Origin of the sequence: Chengkuizengella sediminis (assembly GCF_010078385.1) — a bacterium.
Lineage (GTDB): Bacteria > Bacillota > Bacilli > Paenibacillales > KCTC-33759 > Chengkuizengella > Chengkuizengella sediminis.
The window spans coordinates 39,941-65,614 of the sequence record NZ_SIJC01000003.1; the positions used below are offsets into that span (position 1 = coordinate 39,941).

Genomic DNA, 25,674 nt, shown 5'->3' on the forward strand with positions numbered 1-25,674 from the left:
CGATCTCCATGCAAGCAAAGCTTTTGAGTCATTCATATTCATCAAATCAAATAAAGTTTTAATCGATGACAATTAAAAAACAGAAAATTGAATAAATCAATTCCACTTTAGAAATGATGGATAATATAATATATAAAATAAAAAGGATGTGAAGTAGGTATTGGAAACAAATATGAGTCCTGAGGAAGTGCTTACTCAAATTGTAGAATTACATAACAATGGTGAAACATTAGCCAAAAAAAGTGTAAAAAAAACACATCCCGATTTAATGAAAAACGCCCTTTACTACTTTCCTAATTGGGATCAAGCCATGGAAAAAGCTGGATTGCAATAAAAGTTATATGTTCGAAACATAGCATTCAACACTCAATTTCCAATTTTGTAATTTGAGGGAAATTGAAAAATTCCATGAGAATTGATATGCTCCCCTAAAGGTGGATAGATTTTAAATAATCTGATTCCTTGAAGGGGAGTATTTTTATACAAAAATCATTCATTGCATATCATGTATACATGATCGTTAATTATTTTAAGTTAACATTAATTTGTATTTTACACATATACCTTTTTATTTATGTTAAGTATATGTTATATTATTGCGAAAAAAATATAGGGTTGCAAATTCGCAACCCTATTACATCTCAATTTTTTAACTCACTATAAATTAATATCTTATGTATTTATAATTTCATAGTTTTTCAATATTACTCACTATCATATTGAAACCCTGCAATGTGCCATGTGAAGCTAACATTTAAGATTTCACGAATATTACCAAAGGATAACACCCAAGAACCACCACCTGCACTTGACATTTTTACATTTTGCGGCACACCATTTTTAGTATAATGCATGATGACATAATCAGCTTGATAACCTTGGCTTACCCAGTACGCACCTGCATTAGGATCTACCTTACTCCAGCCAATATAAATATTTCCAGAATTTGTATAATTTCCTGCATTAAATGTTGCAATATTAGAAGGTTCTGATTCGTTTCCGTTTACATCCACTGCTGTTACATAATAATAACGAGTTGTATTGGCATAAACACCTTGGGGATCAATAAATTCAGTCGTTGTAGGATACGCTGCATGTAATCTCATTGCATTTAGATCAACACTAGAGTAAACATTGAAATGATCAATATTCGATAAATCAGAATAATCCCAGTTTAAAACAATTTTAGAATATTCTAAGTTTGTTGATATACTAGTTTGTAAATTTGTTGGTGCTTCTATTTCTGTTGTTTCAGTAGCTAATGAAGGAGAAATACTAGCAATAATCATCATAAGTGATGTCAGCAATACTACCATTTTTTTCTTGGTTAAAAATGTAAACATATAAATCCTCCTAATTTTTGGTTTGAAAGCTGGCCATACTTTCTTTTCTATGTCATTATAGTTCACATGATTTAATATAGTAAAATTGAATATACAGCTGTATTTATTGAATGAAGCGTATACATTTATGATTTAGAACTATTTTCCTTTAATTATCTTATATTTCCTTATAATTATAAATTTTCATGTATAATGCTGAGGTTACCTTATGGACGTGTATATAAATTATTAAGTGAAAAACAAAAGAGGGACCTTAAAGGATCCCTCTTTTGTTTTTCCACTATTCATGTTAATTTTTTTGTATTAATTACGTCAATATAACATTAAATCGCTTTTCCTTTTAGTAGGCTCAGTTATAGATACCCTATATGTTGTTTAATGATCATATCCATAAGGCGGAGTATCATAGGCTGGAGTACCAATTGTAAATGTATAGAAAAAGTCTACGTGACTGCCCGAATTTAAGCCATTCACTGTGTACTCCCATGTACCGCCATTGTTAGAAGTAGCAACATTAAGTTGACCCCCATTATCCACATTGTAATGTAAGTCTACAAAGTTAGATCCTGCATTTGGTGTAAACTTAAACAGTGCACTTGTTGAATTTAAGTTTTGTATTTCAATTGTATAATCATCTGTAACAATAATAGTATTTCCAGATGGAGCATCCGTTGTTACTGTTACTGTATTACTTGAAGCTGATTCATTTCCAGCAGCATCCAAAGCTCTCACTGTGTAATTATACGAGGTTGAAGAAGAAAGTCCTGTATCTTGGAAAGAAGTTGAGGATGTTGAACCTACTTCTGATCCATCTCGATATACCTTGTATCCTGTAACTCCAACATTATCCGTTGATGCTGACCAAGAAAGATCTACTGTCGTATCTGATTGACCTGTTGAACTTAATGATGGTGTTGTAGGAGGTGTTGTGTCTGGCTGACCACCGCCTCCAGAGCCAAATGTAAATTGATAATCAGGAGAGTTATATGCTGGCATACCAATGGTATACGTATAGTTGAAATCAATCAAATCTCCTTGACTCAGTCCAGTAATTGTATATTCCCATACACCACCATTATTAACTGTCCCTACATTGATTTGTCCACCATTGTTGACTTTATAATGAAAATCAACAAAATTGGATGTTCCTGATGTAGGAGTGAATTTAAATAATGCCGTACTAGCGTTTGTTTCCACCATTTCAATTGTGTAATCGTTCTCAATAATGACGTTACCAGATCCAACATCACTTGTTGTCGCTTGAACAGCACTACTAGCAGTAGAGGAGTTTCCTGCTGCATCCTTTGCAATGACTGTGTAACTATACGTCGTATTGGCTGTTAGACCATTATCAGTATAACTCGTAGTAGTTGATGTTCCAGCTAAACTGCCATCTCGATACACTTCATAACCTGTAACTCCTTCATTATCTGTAGATGCATTCCAAGATAAACTTACACTATCTGATGTGGTTCCCGTTACCGCTACATTTCCAGGTTGACTTGGAGGCGTCTGATCATTTGATTGATCTGTTGTACCTTGAACTGAGCTACTTGCAGTAGATGCATTTCCAGCTCCATCCTTTGCTACTACTGTGTAAGTATAGGTTGTGCTTGCTGTAAGACCATTATCATTATAAGTTGTTGAATTAGATGTTCCTGCAAAACTGCCATCGCGATACACATCATATCCAGTCACACCCACATTATCTGTAGATGCATTCCAAGATAAACTTATACTGCTTGAAGTGCTTCCCGTAACCGTAACATTTGTTGGTTGACTTGGAGGTGTGGTATCCGCTTGCCCATTTCCAGTATTAAAGCTATTTGGTTGAACAACAATGGAAGTGCCATCAGAGAAGTTTACTGTTTTCACGCTATTTGACATATTGTAAGCAATATACGTATTAGTATTTCCTTTTTTAAACACTGCATATAAAGGATAATCTGCTGTAATAGAAGTATCAACTGTTCCAATTGCATTTAAATTATGAATCCAGTGATAAGTATTGGCTTTAGAATTCCCTGCTTCTGGTGTGAATACATTGGCTCTTGCATTGTATTGACTTAGTGCATCGGCTGGGTCTTCTATCGCTCGATACATCCAAATGAGATCTTCCCAAGCATCCCAATTCGTACCTTGATTCTCATTAATTAAAGCATTGTAATTCAATTCTGTATAAGCTGGGAATTGCGTTAAATATAACGATCCTGACTGGAATGGAAGCCAATTGATGCCATGGATTTCTTCAGGGTTCCCAGTCCACCAAACACCATCACCAACGGTTTTTCCTCCCCATAACATACTCGCTGTCTCTCGATTAAAACCAGCATGATGATTTTCACCCGACACATCAAACCAGTATTCATTAATCGCATTCATTTCCGTTGTATAAAGGTAAATTCCTAAATCACGGAGAGCCGTATCACCCGTGGCCTCACCCCATAAAATCATTCCTGTCCAAGCATTCATGCCCTCAGAAGAAGATTCATTATTGTTGCCATCTCCAAAGTTGGCATTACCTGAAGCCCAAGAATGTCCGGCATAAATATCAAAATTTCTCAAGAAAGGAAACATGGTATCGTTACGATCATCACTCGCAATATCACGAATCAATAAATCTACCATACCTCCCCAATTGGATGATGAAGACCAGTTTGAATCTACCCTGGCAATTTCTGCTGCAGAGCGAATAAAATATCCGTAATGAAAATGATGGTCATTTAAATCCGTTACAGATCCATAACTATCTGGATAACCAAACATCGTACCCCAATTATCGTTATAATAAAATACTTCAGTACTTCCCAAATTCCCACCTGGTTCACTAGCTGTAAACCAATCTTCTAATCTGTCTTTAATCTCATTTCTAAACTGATTCGATGCGGTTGTATCTCCTACTTGGTCTGCTATCGTTGCTAAAGTAGTCATTTTGCCTAAACGTTTTCCTACCCAATACGTATCAATGAGACCTGAGTAAACCTCACCTTCAGCTTCATTCACGTATCCCGCTAAGACAGACATATCATAAGTTCCTAAATCAGGAATAGCTGGTATCACCCCAGTGAACGTCATATTAGTTTGGAATGAATCCCCTTCTGCCACCTTCATCGTTCCGCGCACTGAATCGTAAGAATAACTCAGTAATGACTTTGAGGTATGTTTCCATTGATGAGGATATAGAGCAAAAATAGTACCTGTTTGAGAGCCTTCCTTTTGATTTGTTGTATAAGTATAAGTTGTTGTGACCTGACTCGTATTTTCATTGTAAGACCAAGATATCAATGTATCTGTAACATGAGAATATGCATATTGTGTAAATTTATTTAGTGTTGATGTTGAATTGTCTGGAAGCGCGGCAATTGAAAAGTAATCGTTTCCATTTAAGTTGTTCGTTAAAGTGGAACTTCCAATTCCTGACCATGTGGAACCAGAAGGACCAAATAAAGCATAATGTCTATTATTAATCGTAATTCCTAAGACAGGACTGTTAGCATTTCCAGACCATACCGATGGCGTACCCGGAAACGTTAATCTAGGATTCCCACCTGAATAAGTAAAATAAACATATGGAGATCCATGACCATAAGATACTTTCATCGTATTTGAACCACTTGCAAATAAATTGCTAACAAACCAATCACTATAACTATCTACTTTTGTATCTGGGAACGCACCAACATTACTATGCCCAACTGTAAAGTCGTTCCCATCTACTTCCCCCATCCAGCCTTTAATAAATCCATTTAAACCTTCAATTTCTGGAGAAGGGTTAAAAATTCTTAAGCCTCCTGATTGATTCCATACAGCTAGTGGATGTGGATATTGCCTTTCAGAGTAAGCCTGAAAAGCTGTTGAGCTCCACCAGTCGTTTGTTGGCATAGGTCCCGTAACATTCGAAGTTTTATATATCGCTGATTGTATATTCGTTGCGCCTGGGGGTAAGATGTCGGAATAACTTCCTTGACCTACATTCACTTCACCATTAAAACCTAAAGATGTTAATGGAAAAACAACAAGAATAAGGGATAATGACAATAAAATCATACTTAACTTTTTCAAATATATACCTCCCAAAAAATTTGAATTTAACTACCTATTGAAATCGATTTCAATACTGTGTTAAAGCTGCATTCACCTCTTTCTTATCAAATTCTTAGTAGGTTTCTCATTACTTGGAGTTATACGATTACGTATACAAAATGTAATCGTTTACAACATGTTTTTATTTATAGTATACAGTAACTTATAGTGACTGTATATGAAAAATATGCTAAAAAAAAGAAAAATTTTAAAATTTAAAGTCATGGAGTGTTCACGGATTTTTTATACATAGGCTGTTCAGATTTAGTCGTATTCTGCTGTCTGAAAGATACCACCGCTATCAATAATAAAAACAAAACAAAGGCTACGATATGGAAAAAGCTGATTGATTTAAAATATTGAATGATAATACCTCCAAAATAAGGTCCTGCTAAGCTGCCTACACTATAAGCTACACCACATAACAAATTCCCCGCGGGCAACAAATTTTTAGGTAATAAATCAGTCATATAACTTATCCCTAATGAAAAGGTTGATCCAACAACCATTCCAGCGATAAATAAACAAATTGTCAGTGCAGATAATGAGTGCTCTAGTAAACTAGCAATTGAAAAGCTAATCATCCCTAGCAATAAAATCGTAATTAATACATTTCTTCTACCAACCTTGTCACTTAACATCCCAAGGGGAAGCTGAAATACGATCGCACCCAGAGCAAATGCAAAAAGTAGAAAAGATATATTTTCAACATCAAACCCTATGCGAAGTCCATACACTGGAAAACTCCCATTCAACGAAGCCTCTAAAAAGCCATACCCAAGTGGAGGTAGAATGGCTACCCATCCATATTTCCATGCTTTTGAAAATCGATTCATCATTTCTCTAAACGAATCGGACTCATTCGTTTGCTCTGGATGTTCATTCTTTAATATGAAAATCAACATCCAAGCTATAAAACATAATAAGGAAGACAACATAAAAGGGAGTGCCTCACTGATTTGAACGAGAGGTGTCATTAAAGGTCCAACTGCTAACCCAATGCCAAAGGAAAGCCCATATAATGAGATATTCCGACCACGTTTATTGGCTGCTGATGTTGTAGTAATCCATGTTTGTGTTGAAAAATGAAGAGCATGATCACCAATACCGATGATGAAACGTAACACAAACCAAAACCAAAATGTTTTCCATAACGGAAATAGTGCCAAGGATACGATAATGAGCAAACCTCCAAAAATAATAATTGGTTTATACCCATATTTCCTTAGTTGGGGTTCCATAAAAGGTGTAATAAATAAAATCCCAATATATAATGCAGCTGCGTTCAGCCCATTAATAGAAGAAGAAACACCATCATTTTCAAATATAATTGCAATTAAAGGAAGTAGTAATCCTTGATTAAATCCTGATATGGCTACAATGCCAATGAGTATCCAAAATCGAAAGTTCATAAGTTTGTCCTCGTATTACTATTAGTTAATTTCAGTGTAGTTAATATCATTCTTTTTTGAAATATTTATATAGAATGATCAATATATTGCTGTTCACCTTGTGTAACTTTACCTTGTCCTTGTGTAAAATCAACCATATTTGCGATGAACTGTTCTAATTCAACAGCTAGTGGTAAACATACAAGAGTTACTTTATCTGTAAACAGAATATCCTTTATCATCATATCACGATTACGTAATTCATTCTCCACTTTTCCATGCCAAGTATAATCCACTTCTACGTTAACTTCTTGGTGAAGTTTCTTGGTGATGGGTTGTGACGCTTCAATTCCAACAACCGCTCCCTCTGTATAAGCTCGAATAAGACCGCCAGCTCCAAGCATAATTCCACCATAATATCGTGTCACAACTACTGCAATATTTTTCAAACCTTGATTTTTAATCACTTCTAAAATGGGTCTTCCAGCGGTTCCACTTGGTTCCCCATCATCTGACTGTTTCTGAAATTGATCCCTCTCTCCAACAATATAAGCAAAACAGTTATGTGTTGCAGCAGAATGTTCTTTTCGAATTTTAGCAATAAACTCAATCGCTTTTTCTTCAGATGTTACTGGTGTTGCATGTCCAATAAACCTAGATTTTTTGATGACAACTTCTGCTGAACCTGATTGTTTCAATGTTTTATATGAATCTAATTCCATCTGCATAACCTCCTTTTCATCAAAAAGCAGTCCACAAGAGTGAACTGCTCCATAAGTATGTTAAAAAAGAAAAATTTCTTAAGAAACCTCTCAAACCTTTTATTCAGTTAGACGGGATTCTAATTCCTCTTTTTCTTTTTCAAACCCTGGTTTCCCTAATAAAGCAAACATATTTTTCTTATATGCTTCTACCCCAGGTTGATCAAATGGATTTACACCCATTAGATATCCGCTAATACCGCACGCTTTTTCAAAAAAGTATGCTAAGTAACCAAACCAATAAGGAGAAATCTCAGGAATCGTTACGATTAAGTTAGGCACTCCACCATCTGTATGTGCTAACATCGTACCTTGAAACGCCTTTTTGTTTACAAAATCAATCGTTTTGCCAGTTAAAAAGTTTAATCCGTCTAAGTTATCTTTATCTGCTTTGATTTCGATTTCAGCAGTTGGCTTTTCAACTTGAATAACCGTTTCAAACAGGTTTCTAGTTCCTTCTTGAATAAATTGTCCCATGGAGTGAAGATCAGCAGAGAAATCTACGGATGCTGGGTAAATCCCTTTGTGGTCTTTTCCTTCGCTTTCTCCGTACAACTGCTTCCACCATTCAGAAACATAATGTAGTGAAGGTTCATAATTTACCAAAATTTCAATCGCTTTACCTTTGCGATATAAAGCATTTCTTACAGCTGCATACTGATAACTTAAATTTTCTTTTAGATTTGGATTGCTAAATTCCTTCTGTGCTTCAGTAGCACCATTCATCATGTCTTCAATATCAATGCCCGCCGTTGCAATCGGTAATAATCCTACTGCCGTTAATACGGAATATCTTCCACCAACATCATCAGGAATGACAAAAGTTTCATAACCTTCTTCTGTAGATAGCTTTTTCAAAGCTCCTTTTTCCTTATCTGTTGTTGCATAAATACGGCTGCGTGCTTCCTCTTTACCATATTTATTTTCTAGTACTTCTCTAAAAATACGGAATGCAATTGCTGGCTCCGTTGTAGTACCAGATTTAGAAATAACATTTACTGAAAAATCACGATCACCGATAAGCTCCAATAAATGTGTGATATATGTAGAACTGATATTATTCCCTGCAAAGTAAACCTCAGGTGTTTTACGAGCGTCCTTTGTAAGGTTGTTATAAAAACTGTGCGATAACATTTCAATCGCAGCTCTTGCACCTAAATAAGAGCCACCGATTCCAATGACTATTAGTACTTCTGAATCGGATTGGATCTTTGCTGCCGCTTTCCTAATTCGTGAGAATTCTTCTTTGTCATAATTTGTAGGTAGATCAATCCAACCTAAGTAATCAGATCCTGCGCCAGTTTTTTCATGGAGCTGATTGTGTGCTAATTGCACAGCGTTTTCTAAATAATCCACTTCGTGTTGCTGTAAGTATGGTTGTGCGTTACTGTAATCAAATTGAAGCTTTTTCAAACTATTCTCCTCCTATTCAATCTAACTTTTTTATCGTTTTTCTCTACCTTTAAGCATACTTTAAATAACAGGTTTATTGCAAGAGTAGTGTGCTAACCATATTAAACTCACTATTCTAAGCTCTAAAAGGTTTAAGTTTTTCATTCAATTCCTTAGTCTGAGGATAAATAGCTGTAAATACTTCATATAATTGTTCATATTTGTTTACATGATCGTCAATAGGTTGAAAGCTTTTTGAAATTTGAATGAACTGATTTGAACAATCCTCTAAAGAAGTAAACCACTCACAACCAAGTGCTGCTAACATTGCTGCCCCCATACCTGGTCCTTGTTCATTTTCTAACTTGAATATTTCGGTGTTAAAAATATCGGCTTGCATCTGTAGCCAACTATCGTTTTTAGCTCCGCCGCCTATCGATATCATTTTATCCACTTTTTTCCCAGCATTTCTAAACAAGGTTATCGATTCATTTAAAGAAAATGTGATGCCCTCCATTATGGATCGGACAAAATCATCTCTCTTATGCGAGCTATCCATACCAATAAAACTACCACGGATCACAGCATCTGCATGAGGTGTACGTTCACCCACTAAATAAGGTGTAAATAAAAGGCCGTTAGCTCCTATAGGTACATTAATAACATTTTCCACCACATCTTCAAAACTTTCAGAAGAAGCAAAAGTGTCTTTAAACCAGCTTAAGCTGTGTCCTGCTGAAAGGGTAACACCCATCACATAGTATGCATCTTCTTTACCATGATTAAAGAAGTGAACCTTTCCCTCAACATCCCTGTTGCGATCTTCCTCATAAGATAAAATCACACCAGAAGTTCCAATGCTGCATAAACCTACACCTTGTGTTAAAATTCCAGCACCAATTGCTCCACATGCATTATCTGCCCCACCGGCAAAGATTTTCGTCTTCTGGTTTAAACCTGTTTGTTCAACAATTTCCGGCAATAGATTCCCTACAAAGGCGTGAGACTCTACTAATGGAGGACATAGATCAATATCTACATTTAAAATTTCACAAATTTCCTTACTCCACTCTTTATTCACAACATCTAATAATAAAGTGCCTGCTGCATCAGAATAATCCATATGAATTTGTCCCGTTAAACGATATCTCAAATAATCCTTAGGTAATAAAAATACTGTCGCTTTTTCATAAAACTCAGGTTGGTTTTCTTGTACCCATAAAATTTTAGGCACTGTAAAACCTTCTAGTGCAGGATTCTTAGTAACTTTTAATAACTTTTCTCCAAGTTTTTCTTTGATCTCATCACATTGTTTCGTCGTCCTAGTATCGTTCCAAAGAATCGCATTTCGAATGACTTCATGATGTTCATCTAATAAAACCAACCCATGCATTTGCCCTGAAAAGCTAATTCCTTCTATATCTTCAGTACTAACATTAACATGATCAACCAATTCCTTTAATGCTAAAATGGTTTGTTTTACCCAATCCTCAGGGTTTTGTTCGCTATATCCTGACTTTTCCTGTATCAATGGATATTCCTTAGCGCTTTCAGCATAAACTTCTCCTGCTTGATTCACTAATAAAACCTTCACTGCACTGGTACCTAAATCAACACCAACAACATACTTCATCCAATTATTCCTCCTAACCCATCAAATACAGCTCATTACCATCCTATTGTAATCATAAAACTCCCTCTGTTAATAAAGGGAGTTTACGTTTATCAGTGATCGCTATCTACACATATTAAATTAAAAAATATATTCATTCAAGATTCCGCGAAGTTGTTCTAATCGACCTGATTTATTTTTGGTTTCGCTATTTTGTAAAGCATATTGTTCAAGTGTGTGGAAGTTCGCTTTACCAGAAACGACATCTAAACCAATGCCACTTTTAAAGCTATCATAACGATTTTCAATCACATCATCTAGAACGCGTTCTTCAATTAATTTTCCAGCTGATTTCAATCCTCTTGCAAAACTGTCCATACCTGCAATATGTGCATAAAATAAGTCCTCGGGATCCATAGATGCTCTTCTAACTTTTGCATCAAAATTCACTCCACCTGATCCTAATCCGTCATTTTTAAGAATTTCATACATAGCTAGGGTTACAGAATATAAATCAGTTGGAAATTCATCTGTATCCCACCCTAGTAATAAGTCGCCTTGATTGGCATCAATCGAACCAAGCATGCCATTGATTCGAGCTACTCTTAATTCATGTTCAAACGTATGACCAGCTAAAGTCGCATGATTCGCTTCTAAGTTTAATTTAAAGTGATTCTGTAAATCGTATTTTTGTAAAAAGGCAATCGTAGTAGCTGCATCAAAATCATATTGATGTTTTGAAGGTTCTTTTGGTTTTGGTTCAATTAAAAATTGTCCTGTAAATCCAATTTCCTTCGCATAGTCAATTGCCATATGATAAAATCTTGCTAGATTATCCAACTCAAATTCCATGTCTGTATATAATAAGGATTCATATCCTTCACGTCCACCCCAGAACACATAGTTTTCTGATCCTAGTTGAACTGCTGTTTCAAGCCCCTTCTTCACTTGTGCTGCAGCATAAGCATATACATCTGCATTGTTTGTCGTTGCTGCTCCATGAACAAATCTTGGATTTGTAAACATATTCGCTGTATTCCATAATAACTTCACATTACTTGTTTTCATTTGGTCTTGTATTTCATTCACGATTTGATCTAAAATTTCGTTTGTTTCTTTTAAACTGTTTCCTTCTGGCGAAATATCTCGATCATGAAAACAGAAATATGGCATCCCTAATTTTTCAAAAAACTCAAATGCTGCCTCTACTCTTGCTTTTGCCAAACTCACACCGCTATGACTATTCCAAGGACGCAGCATCGTTTCAGAACCAAAAGGATCAGCACCTGTTCCTGTAAACGTATGCCAATAGGAGCATGCAAACCTGAGATGCTCTTCCATTGTTTTACCCAATACAACTTCAGCAGCATCATAGTGTTTAAAAGCAAATGGATTCTTGGAATCTTTTCCTTCAAACTGAATTTTCGGAACGTTATTAAATATACTCATATTCAAAACCCCTCCATCACATTTTAGTATGATTTATTTATATAGTGATTTAATGTTTGTTTTTTGATGTACTTTTGATGATTTTATTTTATCATCAAAAATTCACTTTGTCTATTCACTAAACAAAGTTGTATATTTTCCTTCCATTTCATGTTAATATTAATGAATATCTAACTTTGAGGTGTATTATGAAGATTACAGGCGATCAAAATTTAATTAAAAAAATAAATAAATCCATCGTCTTAGATGAGATAAAAAATCATAAAATGATATCTCGAGCTGAGATTTCTGAAAAAACAGGATTAAATAAAGGTACTGTTTCAGCGCTCGTTAATGAATTGATAGAAAGCGATTTCGCCTATGAAGCAGGACCTGGAAAATCCAGCGGTGGCAGAAAACCTGTGATGTTACTATTTAATAATCAAGCAGGTTATGCCATCGGGGTTGACCTAGGTGTGAATTATATATTATCTATGGTTACGGATTTATCTGGAAACATTATTCTGAAACAAAAACACTCTATTCAAGCACTTTCAACGAATGCCGTTTTATCTACATTGGTTGAAAGTATTCGTGATCTAATTCAAAAAACACCTAAAAGTCCATATGGAATTATCGGAATTGGCATTGGTGTTCCCGGTATAGTAAATGATCAAGGGACCATCCTACACGCTCCGAATTTAGGATGGAAAGATGTACAACTTAAACAAGTTTTATTTGAAAAATTTAAGATCCCCATCGTCATCGATAACGAAGCCAATGCAGGTGCATTAGGAGAAAAAGAGTATGGGAAAGGTAAAAACATAGAAAACTTAATTTATATTAGTGCTGGGATCGGCATAGGAACTGGGATGATATTGAAGAACGAGATCTATCGTGGTTTCTCAGGTTATGCAGGAGAATTAGGTCATATGACAATTGAAGCGGGCGGTGAACAATGCAGCTGTGGGAACACGGGCTGTTGGGAATTATATGCTTCAGAAAAAGCTTTATTAAATCAAAACCAATCCTTATCTCAAGATGAGCATAAACTTCAACAATATGTACAGCTAGCTACTCAAGATGACCACTTAGTGATTGGAAAATTCAATAAAGTAGGTACTTATTTAGGCATCGGTATTTCTAACATTATAAACATTTTCAACCCAGAGTTAATCATTGTTGGAGGTCGGTTAAGTACTGCTGAGCCATGGATGAAGGATACTATACTATCCACGGTAGAGAAAAGAGCGTTAACCTACCATTTGCAAAACACAGAAGTCATCTTTTCAGATCTTGGGACAAAATCTGCAGCGTTAGGGGCCGCTTCCTTAGCAATTTCTAGTTTCTTTGCAGATCATGAGGAACTTATTTAATCCAATTTAATACTTGCGTTCCATATGAAACAACCTCATTAACTTCTTCAGTTGATGAGGTTTGTTTTATCTATTAAATAATATCATATTAAACGGCTAGCTTAAGATGGATTGTATGAATAAAATCAATACTTAATATAAAGAATATTCATTTTATTAATCATAAATTATCTAGTATTATTTTAGCAAAGAGAGACGTGTAATTAACACATATCCACAATTATTACTTATTTAGGAGGTAACATTATGAATAACAAAATGTCTAGAAAACTATTGATCGCTTTATTAACTTTTACTATGGTTTTTTCTTCTGTTAGTCCAGTATTTGCCCATGAATCAGATCTTGATGATGAAACACATAACCTCTTGCATCTATTTGAACCAAATATCCCATCTCCAAGCTTTCCTTATTGCGGGCAAGAGCCACCCGGTTATGATGGACCTTGCGAATGGTTTGTATCACCTTTTCCAATACCATTCCCCCCTTTACCACAACCACCTTCACCCATAATTCCAATACCATCCCCAGAACCACCCTTGCCTCTACCTTTCTAACCTATGACAAGGATAGACACCTGTAGGGGTGTCTATTTTCACTTATTCTAAAAGGACGAAATTTTTAGTATTTAATACAGTAAGTAATCATTGTTTGAATTATCAGAATTATGAAGTATAATATTTTAAAAGAATTTAGAATCTGCTCTGCTTCAATTGAGATAGATGATAGAATACGTTCCATTACTTTTTGGGGGTAGGACAACATGACATATTTGCAACTTGAAATCTTTATTAAAGTTGTTGAATTAGGAACATTTACACAGGCTGCAAAAGCTCTTCACTTAACACAGTCAAATATAAGCCATGCGATTGCAGGACTGGAGAAGGAATTAGGGTTTACTTTATTGACGAGAGGACGAAATGGGGTTTATTTAACAGATATAGGAAAGCGGTTACTCCCCCATATCCAAGAGAGCCTTTATCATCTGGAATGTGTAAAACAAGAAGCAGCAGACATAAAAGGCTTGAAAATTGGGTCGTTGAAAATAGGATGTTTTCCTAGTTGTCCTACTAATTTACCTCCTAAGATTATAGGTGCCTTTCATAATTTATATCCAGGAATAGAGTTGGACATACAACAAGGGTCGTGTGAAGAAATCAAACATTGGCTAGTCTCAGGAACAATTGATACGGGTTTTATCACCCTTCCCAATAAAAATTTTGATACTGTTCCTCTAATAACAGATCATTTTAGTGCTATGTTTCCAATTCATCACCCATTAACTGCAGAAGCGGCCGTTTGTGCTGAGCAGCTCAGTTTTGAACCCATTATTATGCCAAGAGGAGGATGTGAAATTTACATCAAAGATTTCTTTAGTACCAGTGGTAAAGTCCCAAATATCAAGTTTGAAATTTGGGATATCAACACGATTATTTCTATGGTTCAAGAGGGAGTGGGGATTACGATTTTGCCAGAAATGGCTTTACCAAAAAACTTAACAGGAGTCCATGTTATTCCACTGAGCCCACGAATGCAACTCCAAATTGGTTTAGCAGTACGATCCTTTAAACACATGTCTCCTGCTGTTAAAGTTTTTATCGAGGAGGCAATGAAAGCTAAAGTTGTTAAATAACAATTTTAATATTTCTATATTTTCGCAACAAGATTAATAGAGTAATTTCCAGAATGATGCCAATAATAGATGCCACGAAGACATATGTGAATAATAAGTCTCTTGTCATATTCATCATAAATGTTTGTAAAAGGATCAATATTAGAGTCAATGATACATAAAACTTAAAAGTATTAGCAGTTCTTCTAATTAATGTTTTTTCACCCCACTTACTTACAATGTCCATCATCAACTGAAAAATAAAATAAACTAAAATTAAGTTTAAGAGCTCTAGAAACGTGTAATAGATAGACCATTCAAATAGAATCGGAACTTGACCTGAAGTATTAATCAGAACATTTTGTTAAAAGCTTGACTCATTCTGAATCCGCTCCTTGCTTTGCTTCTATAATTTCATTAATATTCTTTTGACTTAAATGGGGAGAATCGTTAATAAGTGCACGCTCTACAAAGGGTTTCCCATTTTCTTTAACACCTTCAATACGAATTCCGAAGCGAAAATAGCTTGTATGATTTGGATTGAATGCCATTTGCAATTGCAACCAATCTCCCTCCTTTATTTTAATAGGAAATAATTGCTCTTCAGTAGATACACCTTCTAATTCATTCCAATCTTTTTTTCTATCATCAAACCAAGCAGGAGTATCTCCTCCTGATTTGATAGCTTCTAATTGCTTCAATTTTTCTTGATTTAGATCTACTTTAATTTCTACTTCATCTTTCAGTTGTTCTTCAAAAGGAACAGTGATGTTGCTTATGTTCAACGACTGTAGTGCGGTCAAAATTTTAAATTCTCGATGCTGGTTGCTACTTCCAGCAACTTGGGTTTTTACTATACTGATTTCTGATTGTCTTGTGTAAATATTTACTTTACCAATCTCCGCATTGAGATCTGGATGATCATAAAAGGATACGATCATGTTTTCAAACGACCATATATCTTCTAAATTTTCAAAAGATGATATAGAGCTATAAGGTATGGAGAAAGTTACAGACTTTAAGTAATGATGTATAAACTCTTCTTCATAGTGTTGTGTATTGTTAGACCACATTGAAAAACCATCATATGAAACTGGATATACTTCAATACCGTTAATCAAAGCATTTTTGATTCTAAAAGTATCTTTTTTATTGGTTAAATAATAAAATGTTAGGTCGATATCATTGTCATTATAATTCTCAAAATCATAATAGTGATCTAAAAAAATAGGTTCTGTAAGTTGTTCTGATTGAAAAAATAAATAATTACCTAAGAAACTTAAAATACAAATCGTAATACCTAGCCAAAAAATACTCTTTTTCAAATTCGTTCCCCCACTAAACCAGTTATATTTTTAATATTCTATTTGTTTGTAAAATCATTCGTATTTTTTTATCTAGTATATTAATACTTCTCACTACAAATAATGTTTCTAATTATAAAGAACATTCTCAGATAAACGAGTCTACGTAGTTACCATCATGGATGATCCTTGATGGCTTAAATCAAACTATTAATTAAATAACATAATATATTTTTTCTTATATAGGGTAGCTCCTTACTCTAAAATTCCAGAAGTGTAACATCCCATAACAATACATTTGAATCATTGAACGTTATATTAAGCTCATTTGCATTCTCTAACCCAATTGTAAAATAGCCTGGAGGTGACGGAGATGTATCTTTATCATCAGTAAAGGATTGATTCATCCTTTCTTCCCCATCAACAGAAATAACTACATTTCCATGATAGTTACTAACATCGTCAGGGATGCCAACAAAACCAGTAAGTTGTGCATACTTACCATCTAGTTGATATGTATACTGATTGTAATTTTCACCTTTACTACTATACACATTTAATTTAGGATTTATATTTTCTTCTGCAACTTCAAAGCTAGGGAGATTATTGTCATCAGGTAAATTGCCTTGATTTTCATTTAATTTGTGTAGTGCTATAACGCTTGGTGATGGGTTAAATACATCTGCAATAACCAGTACCCCAATGGATAAGATAACTATTGTTATACCTGTGATAACAACGTTTTTTAAAATGTTGTTTGAACGAATCCCAATTTTATAAGCAAAAAAACCTACAGTAGCCCCAAGTGTATTTACAATCACATCGTTTATATCAAAACTTCCAAGAAAAGTTAACGTTTGTAAGGTTTCCAGTATAAGAATAGAAAAGCAAAATAATACGATAAATTGAATAAAGTTAAAACGAAAGAGCAATGGAATTAATATTCCAAAAGGGATGAAAACAGCAAAATTACCAAAATCGAAAAGCCATAATGTAAAGTTAAAAGTCTCTTGGGGAAGTCCGAAATAAGGAAGTTGCAAAGGAATTCCAGTAGGAATTAGATTAAAAATATATTCCTGTCTTCCATCTACCGTAGATCTTCCAAATCCAAAAAACATAAAGAAGATGATTAAAGATGTATAGGTTACTAATAGTGTCAGGATAATGATTCGATGTTTTTTTTGAATAATAAAACTTCCTTTCTTAGATGCTGATTCCTATTTTGCATTATTCCCACTTTACTACATTTAATATAATTGAAAAACGTAGTAATTAACAATAATAATGAAAGCCATCATGTTTTACCATGATGGCTTTCATTTAAACTATGAATCAAAAATTAGTTATTAGATATACAAATCCTTATAATTTCATTTTCTTACACAGGATACACCGGATGTTTACGATTTGTGAACACCATATATTTTGACATATAGGTTTCAAACCGATTTATTAACTCGCCACGTAATAAATTTGCAGGAACAATACCATCTATTATCATTTCCGATGCTAATCTATATATATCTATATCTTCACGATATTCTTCGCGCTTTTTCTCTATAAAAGCAGCTCTTTCTTCCTCAGGTAATTCAGCTATTTTGTTTGCATATACGGCATTCACAGCTGCCTCAGGTCCCATTACAGCAATTTGAGCAGTTGGAAGTGCAAGGCAACAATCTGGTTCAAAAGATGGTCCTGCCATTGCATATAAACCAGCTCCATACGCTTTTCTAACAATGATCGATATCTTTGGAACAGTTGCTTCAGACATTGCAGCAATCAATTTGGCACCATGTCGAATAATCCCTGCTCTTTCAACTTTTGTACCGATCATAAATCCTGGTACATCTGCTAAAAATAAAAGTGGTATATTAAAAGCATCAGCTAATGTAATAAATTTTGCTGCTTTATCGGAAGAGTCATGAAAAAGAACCCCACCTTTTACACTCGGTTGATTTGCGATGATTGCAATGGATTGTCCATTCATTCGTGCAAACCCAGTGATTAATTCAGAAGCAAATAACTTTTTAATTTCAAAGAAACTGTCCTCATCAATAATTCTATTAATTAAGTCATACATATTAAACGGGACATTCTGGTTTTTAGGTATGATCTCTTCAAGTGTTTTTTCAAACTGTTTTGGCGAAATCGCCTCTTTCACTGATGGCTTTTCTGAATAATTTGCAGGAAAGTATGTAATATAATCCCTCGTTAAACTGATTGCTTCTTCTTCTGAACTAGCAAGTATATCTCCAACACCAGAGACAGAGCAGTGCATTCTAGCTCCACCCATTTCTTCTAATGTTGTTTTTTCACCGATCACCATCTCTGCCATTCTAGGAGATCCTAGATACATTGAAGCATTACCTTCTACCATGATGACGATGTCACAAAAAGCTGGAATATACGCACCACCAGCTGCTGACGGACCAAACATGATACAGATTTGTGGAATCTTCCCTGATAATTTTACTTGATTATAGAAAATCCTCCCTGCACCACGACGTCCTGGAAACATTTCCACCTGATCTGTAATTCTTGCACCTGCTGAATCCACCAAATAGATAAGTGGTACATTTAGTTTTTCTGCTGTTTCTTGTATTCTTAGTATCTTCTCTACCGTTCTAGCACCCCATGAACCGGCTTTGACAGTGGAATCATTAGCCATAACACAAACGACTTGACCATGAATTTTTCCTACCGCAGTGACAACTCCGTCAGCTGGCAAATCATCTGCCATATTATTGGCAAATAAAGCATCTTCTAGCTCAACACCATCATCAAATAATAACTCTAAACGGTGACGAACAAATAGTTTCCCTTGTTTAGCATTTTTTTCATGATATTTACTCGCTCCACCTTTTTGTATTTGTTCAACTCGTTCTTGTAATTTCTTTTCTAATGACATTTCCCTACCTCCTTATGTGTCCCTTTCTTTTTCAAAGATTAATAAATTTGTAAATGAGTCTCCATCTGATTTCCCAATGTTTAAGGATTACTTAAACGAGTTCACTCACCTTTATATATTGGCTTTCTCTTTTCCTTAAATGCCTGAAGACCTTCTAATCTGTCTTTTGTAGGAATCGTAATTTCATAAGCGTTCTGCTCAATTGCTAGAGCTGTATTCAAATCAACATCGTAACCCTTATCAATTGCTATTTTAGCTTGAGATAGGGCTATGGGTGCATTTTTTACAATCTCTTTCGCTACTTCATATGCTTTATCCATTAAATTCTCTGGCGGTACTACATACTCTACTAAACCTATCTTCTTTGCTTCTATTGAATCCACTTTTCTAGCCGTAAAAATAAGCTCTTTTGCTCGCCCTTTTCCGATCAATCGAGGTAAGCGCTGTGTTCCACCTGCTCCTGGAATGATTCCTAGTGAGGTTTCTGTTAATCCGAATTTTGCATTCTCTGATGCTATTCGAATATCACATGCTAAGGCTAATTCGGTACCTCCTCCAAGAGCCATGCCATTAACAGCAGCAATAACAGGTTGAGGTAACTCTTCTAAATCATTAATATTTTTTCTAATCAAGGATACAGTCTTACGAACTTGTACAGCATCCATAGTTGCACGTTCTTTAAGATCAGCACCAGCACAAAACACCTTTTCACCTGCACCCGTTATAATGACACATCGAACAGATCGATCATATTTTATATCCATAATGACTTCTTGAAGTTCATTTAACATCTGAAGAGACAATGCATTTGCTGCTTCTTGGCGATTTAAACTAATATTTGCTATCCCCTCTTCAGATATTGAGATACCTACTTGTCTATCCATGTATATCCTCCTGGTCAATCTCTAATTTTCATTTTGCCAATCTTGCTTGTAGATTATGGCTTGGTAACATGCGATCAAGTTTTTCTTGAATAAATTTAGCAGCTAAAAAGAGTTTTTCTTGATCCACCCCAGTTTTAATATCCATTCCATCAAGCATATAAACTAAATCATCAGTAGCTAAATTTCCTGATGCACCTGGAGCATAAGGACACCCTCCAAGTCCACCAACTGCACCATCATAGTTTGTTATCCCCATTTCTAAAGAAGCTAGAATATTAGACAAAGCCGTTCCACGTGTATCGTGAAAATGCATTGCTAATTTTTCTGCAGGGAAACGTTTAAGTAACAATTCTAAGAGATCCTGAACTTGTTTAGGATTAGCCACACCAATTGTATCACCAAGAGAGAGTTCACTAATTCCCATATCAAATAAAGTCTCTGAAACTCTCAAGACTGAGTCAATATCTACCCTACCCTCGTACGGGCATCCAAATACTGTAGAAACATAACCTCTGACCGTTTTTCTAGCAGAAAGTGAATCTTGTACGACCTCTCTTAAAACAGGAAACGTATCTTGGATAGATTTATTAATGTTTTTTTGATTATGGGTCTCACTTGCTGACATAAAGATAGCTACTTCATCAATGTTTGCTTCTAATGCACGCTCAAGTCCTTTTTGATTCGGAACAAGTGCGGCATAAGTAACTCCTTCAACACGATGAATGCCCTTAGCTACTTCTAAAGCATCTGCTAGAGCAGGAATCCATTTTGGATTAACAAAAGAACTAATTTCTATATACTTAAGCCCTGATAAAGATAATTGATTTATCCAGTTGATTTTATCTTCTGTTGATATAAACGCCTTTTCATTTTGTAATCCATCACGAGGTCCAACTTCTTTTATTGTAACCTTTTCCGGCCATTTCACCATTCTAGCCTCCTAACCTCATAAATACCCGTTCAAAAAGTTCAGTTTTCAGCACAAAATGACTATTCTAATTCTACTAAAACATCACCCTCATTAACAAAGTCACCTTCATTGACTTTAATTTCCTTAACTACTCCACTTGATTCAGCTGCTAATGAGATTTCCATTTTCATAGATTCTAAGATGACTAAATCCTGTCCCTTTTCTACTTTGTCTCCTTGTTTAACAACTATTTTCCATACACTTCCTGCCATATTTGATATAAGTTTGCTCATTTTAATTCCCCTTATTATATTTTGATTAATATTTTGAACTTTATTTGTTTTGAAGATACTTCGAAACAAAATTAGTTGTGGTGTCTCCATCCTTGAAAGCTTGATGAGATATTACCTCTCGCAACATCGGGATATTCGTTTTTATACCTTCAATTTCATATTCAGATAGTGCATTTTTAAGATGAATTATCGCTTCCTCACGATTCTTTCCCTTAACGATTAACTTACCAATCATTGGGTCATAAAAAGGTGTAACAACAGATTGTTCCTCAATAGCCAATTCGTGACGCACTTCAGATCCTTTAGGTAAAGATAACTTTGTAATCTTCCCTGGTGAAGGGAAAAATGTTTTAGGGTCTTCAGCATAAATACGAACTTCAATCGAGTGTCCATCACGTTTGATATCTGATTGTGTATATTTTAAAACTTCATCTGCAGCGATCCTAATCTGCTGTTCAACTAAATCAATTCCTGTTATTTCTTCTGTAACAGGATGTTCAACTTGCAGACGTGTGTTCATTTCTAAAAAGTAAAAATTTTTATTCGAATCTACTAAAAATTCAATGGTTCCAGCATTACTATATCCAATTGACTTCGCCGCTTTTATAGCTGCAGCACCCATTTTAGAACGAGTTTCTTCATCTAAAATAACGGAAGGAGCTTCTTCTACAACTTTCTGATGACGACGTTGGATTGAACATTCACGTTCCCATAAGTAAATTGTGTTGCCTGATTTATCAGCAAAAATCTGGATCTCAACATGTCTTGGATTCTCAATATACTTTTCAACATACATTGCTCCATCTCCAAAAAAGTCAGTTGCACGTTTTTGATTGCCGGCAAAAGCTTTTTGAAGCTCTTCACTATCGTGAGCAATTTGCATCCCAATACCACCACCACCAGCAGAAGCTTTTAACATCACTGGATAACCCATACTGCTCGCTATTTTAACTGCTTCGTCAGCATTGGATAATGGATAAGTAATACCTGGTACTACAGGTACACCAACTTCCTCCATTGCTTTACGAGATTCTATTTTACTTCCCATACGAGATATAACTTCAGGTGATGGACCAATAAATGTAATTCCTGCCTCTTCACACTTTTTTGCAAAGACTGGGTTTTCTGATAAAAGACCATATCCAGGATGGACGGCTTCAGATCCTGTTTCCTTTGCTATCTCAATAATTTTATCTATATTTAAATAACTTTCGTTAACTCTTGCTCCTCCAACAAGAAAAGCTTGATCCGCTTTTTTGACATGTGGTGAATCTTTATCTGCTTCTGAATAAATAGCAACTGTATTAATCCCCATCAACTTACAAGTGCGCATAATACGAAGTGCAATTTCTCCGCGATTTGCTATAAGAATTTTTTTAAACACTACATCACCACCCTTATCCGATTAAATCTTCCATTTTAACAAATAACAAATATATTTTTCAAATTAAGCTAACATATATATAAATTTTTACAATCCCAATTGTCTAGCTAACACTAGTCTCTGAATCTCAGAAGTCCCTTCTCCGATTTCTGTTAGTTTTGCATCTCGTAAATACCTTTCAACCGCATATTCTCTCATATAACCATAACCACCATGTATTTGTATGGCTTGATTCGTAATTCTTGAAGATGCTTCTGAGGCATATAATTTTGCCATTGCAGCTTCTTTAGAAAATGAACGATCATTATCCTTTAACCATGCCGCTTTATAAATCATGTTTCGTGCTAATTCAAGCTCCGTAGCCATATCAGCTAATTTAAACTGAATAGATTGAAATTTCGAAATACTTGTTCCAAATTGTTTTCTTTCCTTTGCATATTTGATAGCGGCATCATAAGCTGCCTGAGCGATTCCAAGTGCTAAAGCTGCAATTGAAATGCGACCACCATCTAAAGTATAAAGAAATTGTTTAAACCCTTTATAAGGATCTCCGAGTATATTTTCCTTTGGCACTCTAACATTTTCAAAAACTAGTTGTGAAGTATTGGAACCTCGAACACCCATCTTGTCATAACTGTTAGTAATTTCAAAACCTGGTATTCCTGTAGGAACTATGAGTGCGGAAATGATGTTTTTACCCCTCTCATCTTTTCCAGTGACAGCGGTTACAATTACCGTTTTAGCAAAACCAGCATTAGTAATAAAAGTTTTCTCACCATTTATTACATAATCATCACCATCTAAAACAGCTTTTGTCTGTGTACCTCCTGCATCAGATCCAGCGTTAGGTTCAGTTAAACCAAAAGCTCCTAAAGCCTCCCCTGATGCTAAAGGAATTAAAAACTTTTGTTTTTGCTCTTCCGTTCCAAAATAGTATATTGGTGCTGCCCCTAGAGAAATTGCAGCAGCATAACTTAGACCAGTACTCCCACAAGCTCGACTTATTTCTTCTACTGCTATTGCATAGGATACTGTATCTCCACCAGATCCACCATATTTTTCAGAAAAAGGGATACCTAATAACCCTAATTCACCCATTTTCTTAAATGTATCAATTGGAAATTCACCAGTTTTATCAACATGTTCAGCTTTTGGCGCGATTTCATTCTCTGCGAACTTCCTAACCATCTCTTTAATCATTAATTGCTCTTTGGTTAAATCAAAATCCATTTTTTTACTCACTCCTGTCATGGGAAACGAATTTTAGGAAATTTATACAATACAATATTGATTATAATAAAAATTGTTAAATATAAATAGAGTTATTTTTAATATTTCGAATATTTCAAACAAAAACATCTCTTTATCCTCCTTTTTATAAGGAAGGACTAAGAGATGTTTATTAAATTTTAATATATTGCATCTAGAAATTTATTGAATGTTTTATTTATTTAGAACATTTTCTTCAAAATACTTTCCCCAGTCGGGCTGTCTACCATCAATATCTTTAAAACCATACTCCCTTGAAAGCTCCCAAGAACTTAGTGCTTTGCCATTTTTCTCATACACATTTGGATCACTTGCTAAAGCTGCAACAGCTCTTCCAACAAAAAATGGGGTTTCTGAAGCAATAAAATGTGGGTCTTTTTTTGCACCTTCTTGCCAATTTTCCTCTGTTACCTCAAACAAGTCCAACATAGCCTCCGAACGCAAAAATCCAGGAGTCAGTGCAACGGTTGTTATATGATCTTCTTTTAATTCAGCAGCCATAGACTGAGCTAAATGAATCGCCGATATCTTTGCTAAACTATAAAATAAGTTTCCTCTATAATCGTAACTAGTGCCGTCCGTTATTTCGATAATAAGACCTTTTTTGTTTTTTACCATAAGTGGAGCTCCATAGTAACTCGTTTTAATATGAGAGTGTACTGCTCTTTCCTGCATAAGTAATCCGTTTTCCAAATTGTGTTCCCAAAATGGGATCTCCCATTCTGTAAGAGGATCTCCACCCCATACATCATTCACTAATATATCTAGCTGTCCATCCTGCTCTTTTTTTACTTTATCAAAAAGGGCTACGATATCCTTATCAACCGTATGATCTACTCGAAAAGGAATTCCTAAACCTCCCGCTTCAGTTACAAGCTCAGCAGTTTCTTCAATCGTTTCGTTTCTTCCCATAGAGGATAGATTTCCTCTCGTACTTCTACCGGTAACATATACCGTTGCACCTGATTCACCTAACATTCTTGCAATGCCACGCCCCGCTCCACGAGTAGCACCTGCTACTACTGCAATTTTACCGCTTAATGGCCTCATTTCAAACCCACCCTTTCCTGTATACTGTAAAGTATACAAGACTAATATGTCACCTTCTGTCGTAATTCATGAATTTGTTACAGGAATAAATCAAATTATTCTTTGAAGTTTTGTTATAAACACATCTTCAACTAGTTCAATATCAGCTACTTCAATAAAACCATGTTTTCGATAAAGTTTTTTGGCAGGATCATTATCACGCCCTGTAGATACAATCATTTTTTTTACATCCAAGTTCAAGTCAAAAAGATAAGTTATTAATGCAGATGCTATCCCCCTGCGAAAATAATCTGGATGGACGATCATGCGACAGATTGTAAGGATTGAGGCTTCAATTTCATATGAAATAGCACCGGCTAATTCCATACCTTCATAATATCCAAAAAAAACCTCATCACACTTTTGTAGCGTTTGTACGTTATCCTTAAGAGGCGGAATATCATAAAAATCTATGATCTCTGCTTCTATTTTGTAGGAAGGGATTTGTATATTTAAGACTTGTTTTGCAACTTCTTCTTTGGAAATATCGATTTTTTTAATCATCATATTTTCACCTCGATTATAAAGATAAAACCAACAAAATAGAGAATAACTTTATTGTTTCATTGATACGATTTTCTGAGAGAAAATATATAAATTCGAATTTTGTAAAAAAACAGGCAGCTAGAATGTTTAA

At 35.0% G+C, this 25,674-nt stretch carries 21 protein-coding genes; 4 read left to right on the forward strand and 17 right to left on the reverse strand.

What is annotated here, in order from left to right:
- Positions 1-160: 160 nt before the first annotated feature.
- Positions 161-334 (forward strand): hypothetical protein, encoded by a 174-nt coding sequence (locus EPK97_RS21365; protein ID WP_170295486.1) that lies wholly within the window; start codon positions 161-163, stop codon positions 332-334.
- A 370-nt stretch (positions 335-704) separates the two neighbouring features.
- Here EPK97_RS21365 and EPK97_RS07390 read toward each other — a convergent pair whose 3' ends face one another.
- From EPK97_RS07390 to xylA, 7 genes are all read right to left on the reverse strand, one after another.
- Positions 705-1,343: a fibronectin type III domain-containing protein gene (locus EPK97_RS07390; protein WP_162035989.1), complete on the reverse strand. Its 639-nt coding sequence runs from the start codon at positions 1,341-1,343 to the stop codon at positions 705-707.
- A gap of 375 nt (positions 1,344-1,718) precedes the next feature.
- Positions 1,719-5,405 (reverse strand): glycosyl hydrolase, encoded by a 3,687-nt coding sequence (locus EPK97_RS07395; RefSeq protein WP_162035990.1) that lies wholly within the window; start codon positions 5,403-5,405, stop codon positions 1,719-1,721.
- A 242-nt stretch (positions 5,406-5,647) separates the two neighbouring features.
- On the reverse strand, positions 5,648-6,838 hold the full coding sequence (locus EPK97_RS07400) for an MFS transporter (protein ID WP_162035991.1): 1,191 nt from the start codon (positions 6,836-6,838) through the stop codon (positions 5,648-5,650).
- A 65-nt stretch (positions 6,839-6,903) separates the two neighbouring features.
- A complete protein-coding gene (locus EPK97_RS07405) occupies positions 6,904-7,539 on the reverse strand; it encodes a YigZ family protein (RefSeq protein WP_162035992.1) in 636 nt (211 codons plus the stop codon).
- A gap of 99 nt (positions 7,540-7,638) precedes the next feature.
- Positions 7,639-8,991, reverse strand: a complete 1,353-nt coding sequence (locus EPK97_RS07410) for a glucose-6-phosphate isomerase (protein ID WP_162035993.1) — start codon at positions 8,989-8,991, stop codon at positions 7,639-7,641.
- Between the two features lie 115 nt (positions 8,992-9,106).
- The gene (gene xylB / locus EPK97_RS07415; RefSeq protein WP_162035994.1) at positions 9,107-10,603 is read right to left on the reverse strand and encodes a xylulokinase; all 1,497 of its coding nucleotides are present in this window, start codon (positions 10,601-10,603) and stop codon (positions 9,107-9,109) included.
- Positions 10,604-10,723: 120 nt separating this feature from the next.
- Positions 10,724-12,031 carry a xylose isomerase gene (gene xylA, locus EPK97_RS07420; RefSeq protein ID WP_162035995.1) on the reverse strand — a complete coding sequence of 436 codons (1,308 nt, stop codon included), beginning with the start codon at positions 12,029-12,031 and terminating at the stop codon, positions 10,724-10,726.
- A 188-nt stretch (positions 12,032-12,219) separates the two neighbouring features.
- Between xylA and EPK97_RS07425 the strand changes: the two genes are divergently transcribed.
- The 3 genes from EPK97_RS07425 to EPK97_RS07435 all read left to right on the forward strand — a co-directional run bounded on the left by EPK97_RS07425 (position 12,220) and on the right by EPK97_RS07435 (position 15,017).
- A complete protein-coding gene (locus EPK97_RS07425) occupies positions 12,220-13,386 on the forward strand; it encodes an ROK family transcriptional regulator (protein WP_162035996.1) in 1,167 nt (388 codons plus the stop codon).
- Positions 13,387-13,632: 246 nt separating this feature from the next.
- A complete protein-coding gene (locus EPK97_RS07430; RefSeq protein ID WP_162035997.1) occupies positions 13,633-13,941 on the forward strand; it encodes a hypothetical protein in 309 nt (102 codons plus the stop codon).
- 206 nt (positions 13,942-14,147) lie between these two features.
- Positions 14,148-15,017: a LysR family transcriptional regulator gene (locus EPK97_RS07435; protein WP_162035998.1), complete on the forward strand. Its 870-nt coding sequence runs from the start codon at positions 14,148-14,150 to the stop codon at positions 15,015-15,017.
- Positions 15,018-15,373: 356 nt separating this feature from the next.
- On the opposite strand, the gene EPK97_RS07440 is transcribed toward EPK97_RS07435, so the two are convergent.
- The 10 genes from EPK97_RS07440 to EPK97_RS07485 all read right to left on the reverse strand — a co-directional run bounded on the left by EPK97_RS07440 (position 15,374) and on the right by EPK97_RS07485 (position 25,541).
- On the reverse strand, positions 15,374-16,321 hold the full coding sequence (locus EPK97_RS07440) for a hypothetical protein (protein WP_162035999.1): 948 nt from the start codon (positions 16,319-16,321) through the stop codon (positions 15,374-15,376).
- Between the two features lie 239 nt (positions 16,322-16,560).
- The gene (locus EPK97_RS07445) at positions 16,561-17,490 is read right to left on the reverse strand and encodes a VanZ family protein (RefSeq protein ID WP_338075677.1); all 930 of its coding nucleotides are present in this window, start codon (positions 17,488-17,490) and stop codon (positions 16,561-16,563) included.
- Between the two features lie 188 nt (positions 17,491-17,678).
- Complete coding sequence (locus tag EPK97_RS07450) at positions 17,679-19,208, reverse strand: acyl-CoA carboxylase subunit beta (RefSeq protein ID WP_162036001.1); 1,530 nt, start codon at positions 19,206-19,208, stop codon at positions 17,679-17,681.
- Positions 19,209-19,309: 101 nt separating this feature from the next.
- Positions 19,310-20,092: an enoyl-CoA hydratase gene (locus EPK97_RS07455; protein ID WP_162036002.1), complete on the reverse strand. Its 783-nt coding sequence runs from the start codon at positions 20,090-20,092 to the stop codon at positions 19,310-19,312.
- A gap of 28 nt (positions 20,093-20,120) precedes the next feature.
- The gene (locus tag EPK97_RS07460; protein WP_338075665.1) at positions 20,121-21,020 is read right to left on the reverse strand and encodes a hydroxymethylglutaryl-CoA lyase; all 900 of its coding nucleotides are present in this window, start codon (positions 21,018-21,020) and stop codon (positions 20,121-20,123) included.
- Positions 21,021-21,082: 62 nt separating this feature from the next.
- Entirely contained in the window at positions 21,083-21,295 is a 213-nt protein-coding gene (locus tag EPK97_RS07465; RefSeq protein WP_162036004.1) for an acetyl-CoA carboxylase biotin carboxyl carrier protein subunit, read from the reverse strand.
- A 40-nt stretch (positions 21,296-21,335) separates the two neighbouring features.
- The gene (locus EPK97_RS07470) at positions 21,336-22,679 is read right to left on the reverse strand and encodes an acetyl-CoA carboxylase biotin carboxylase subunit (RefSeq protein ID WP_162036005.1); all 1,344 of its coding nucleotides are present in this window, start codon (positions 22,677-22,679) and stop codon (positions 21,336-21,338) included.
- Positions 22,680-22,766: 87 nt separating this feature from the next.
- On the reverse strand, positions 22,767-23,909 hold the full coding sequence (locus EPK97_RS07475; protein WP_162036006.1) for an acyl-CoA dehydrogenase: 1,143 nt from the start codon (positions 23,907-23,909) through the stop codon (positions 22,767-22,769).
- 213 nt (positions 23,910-24,122) lie between these two features.
- Positions 24,123-24,998 carry an SDR family oxidoreductase gene (locus EPK97_RS07480; protein ID WP_162036007.1) on the reverse strand — a complete coding sequence of 292 codons (876 nt, stop codon included), beginning with the start codon at positions 24,996-24,998 and terminating at the stop codon, positions 24,123-24,125.
- A 90-nt stretch (positions 24,999-25,088) separates the two neighbouring features.
- Positions 25,089-25,541 (reverse strand): GNAT family N-acetyltransferase, encoded by a 453-nt coding sequence (locus EPK97_RS07485; protein ID WP_162036008.1) that lies wholly within the window; start codon positions 25,539-25,541, stop codon positions 25,089-25,091.
- Positions 25,542-25,674: the final 133 nt, after the last annotated feature.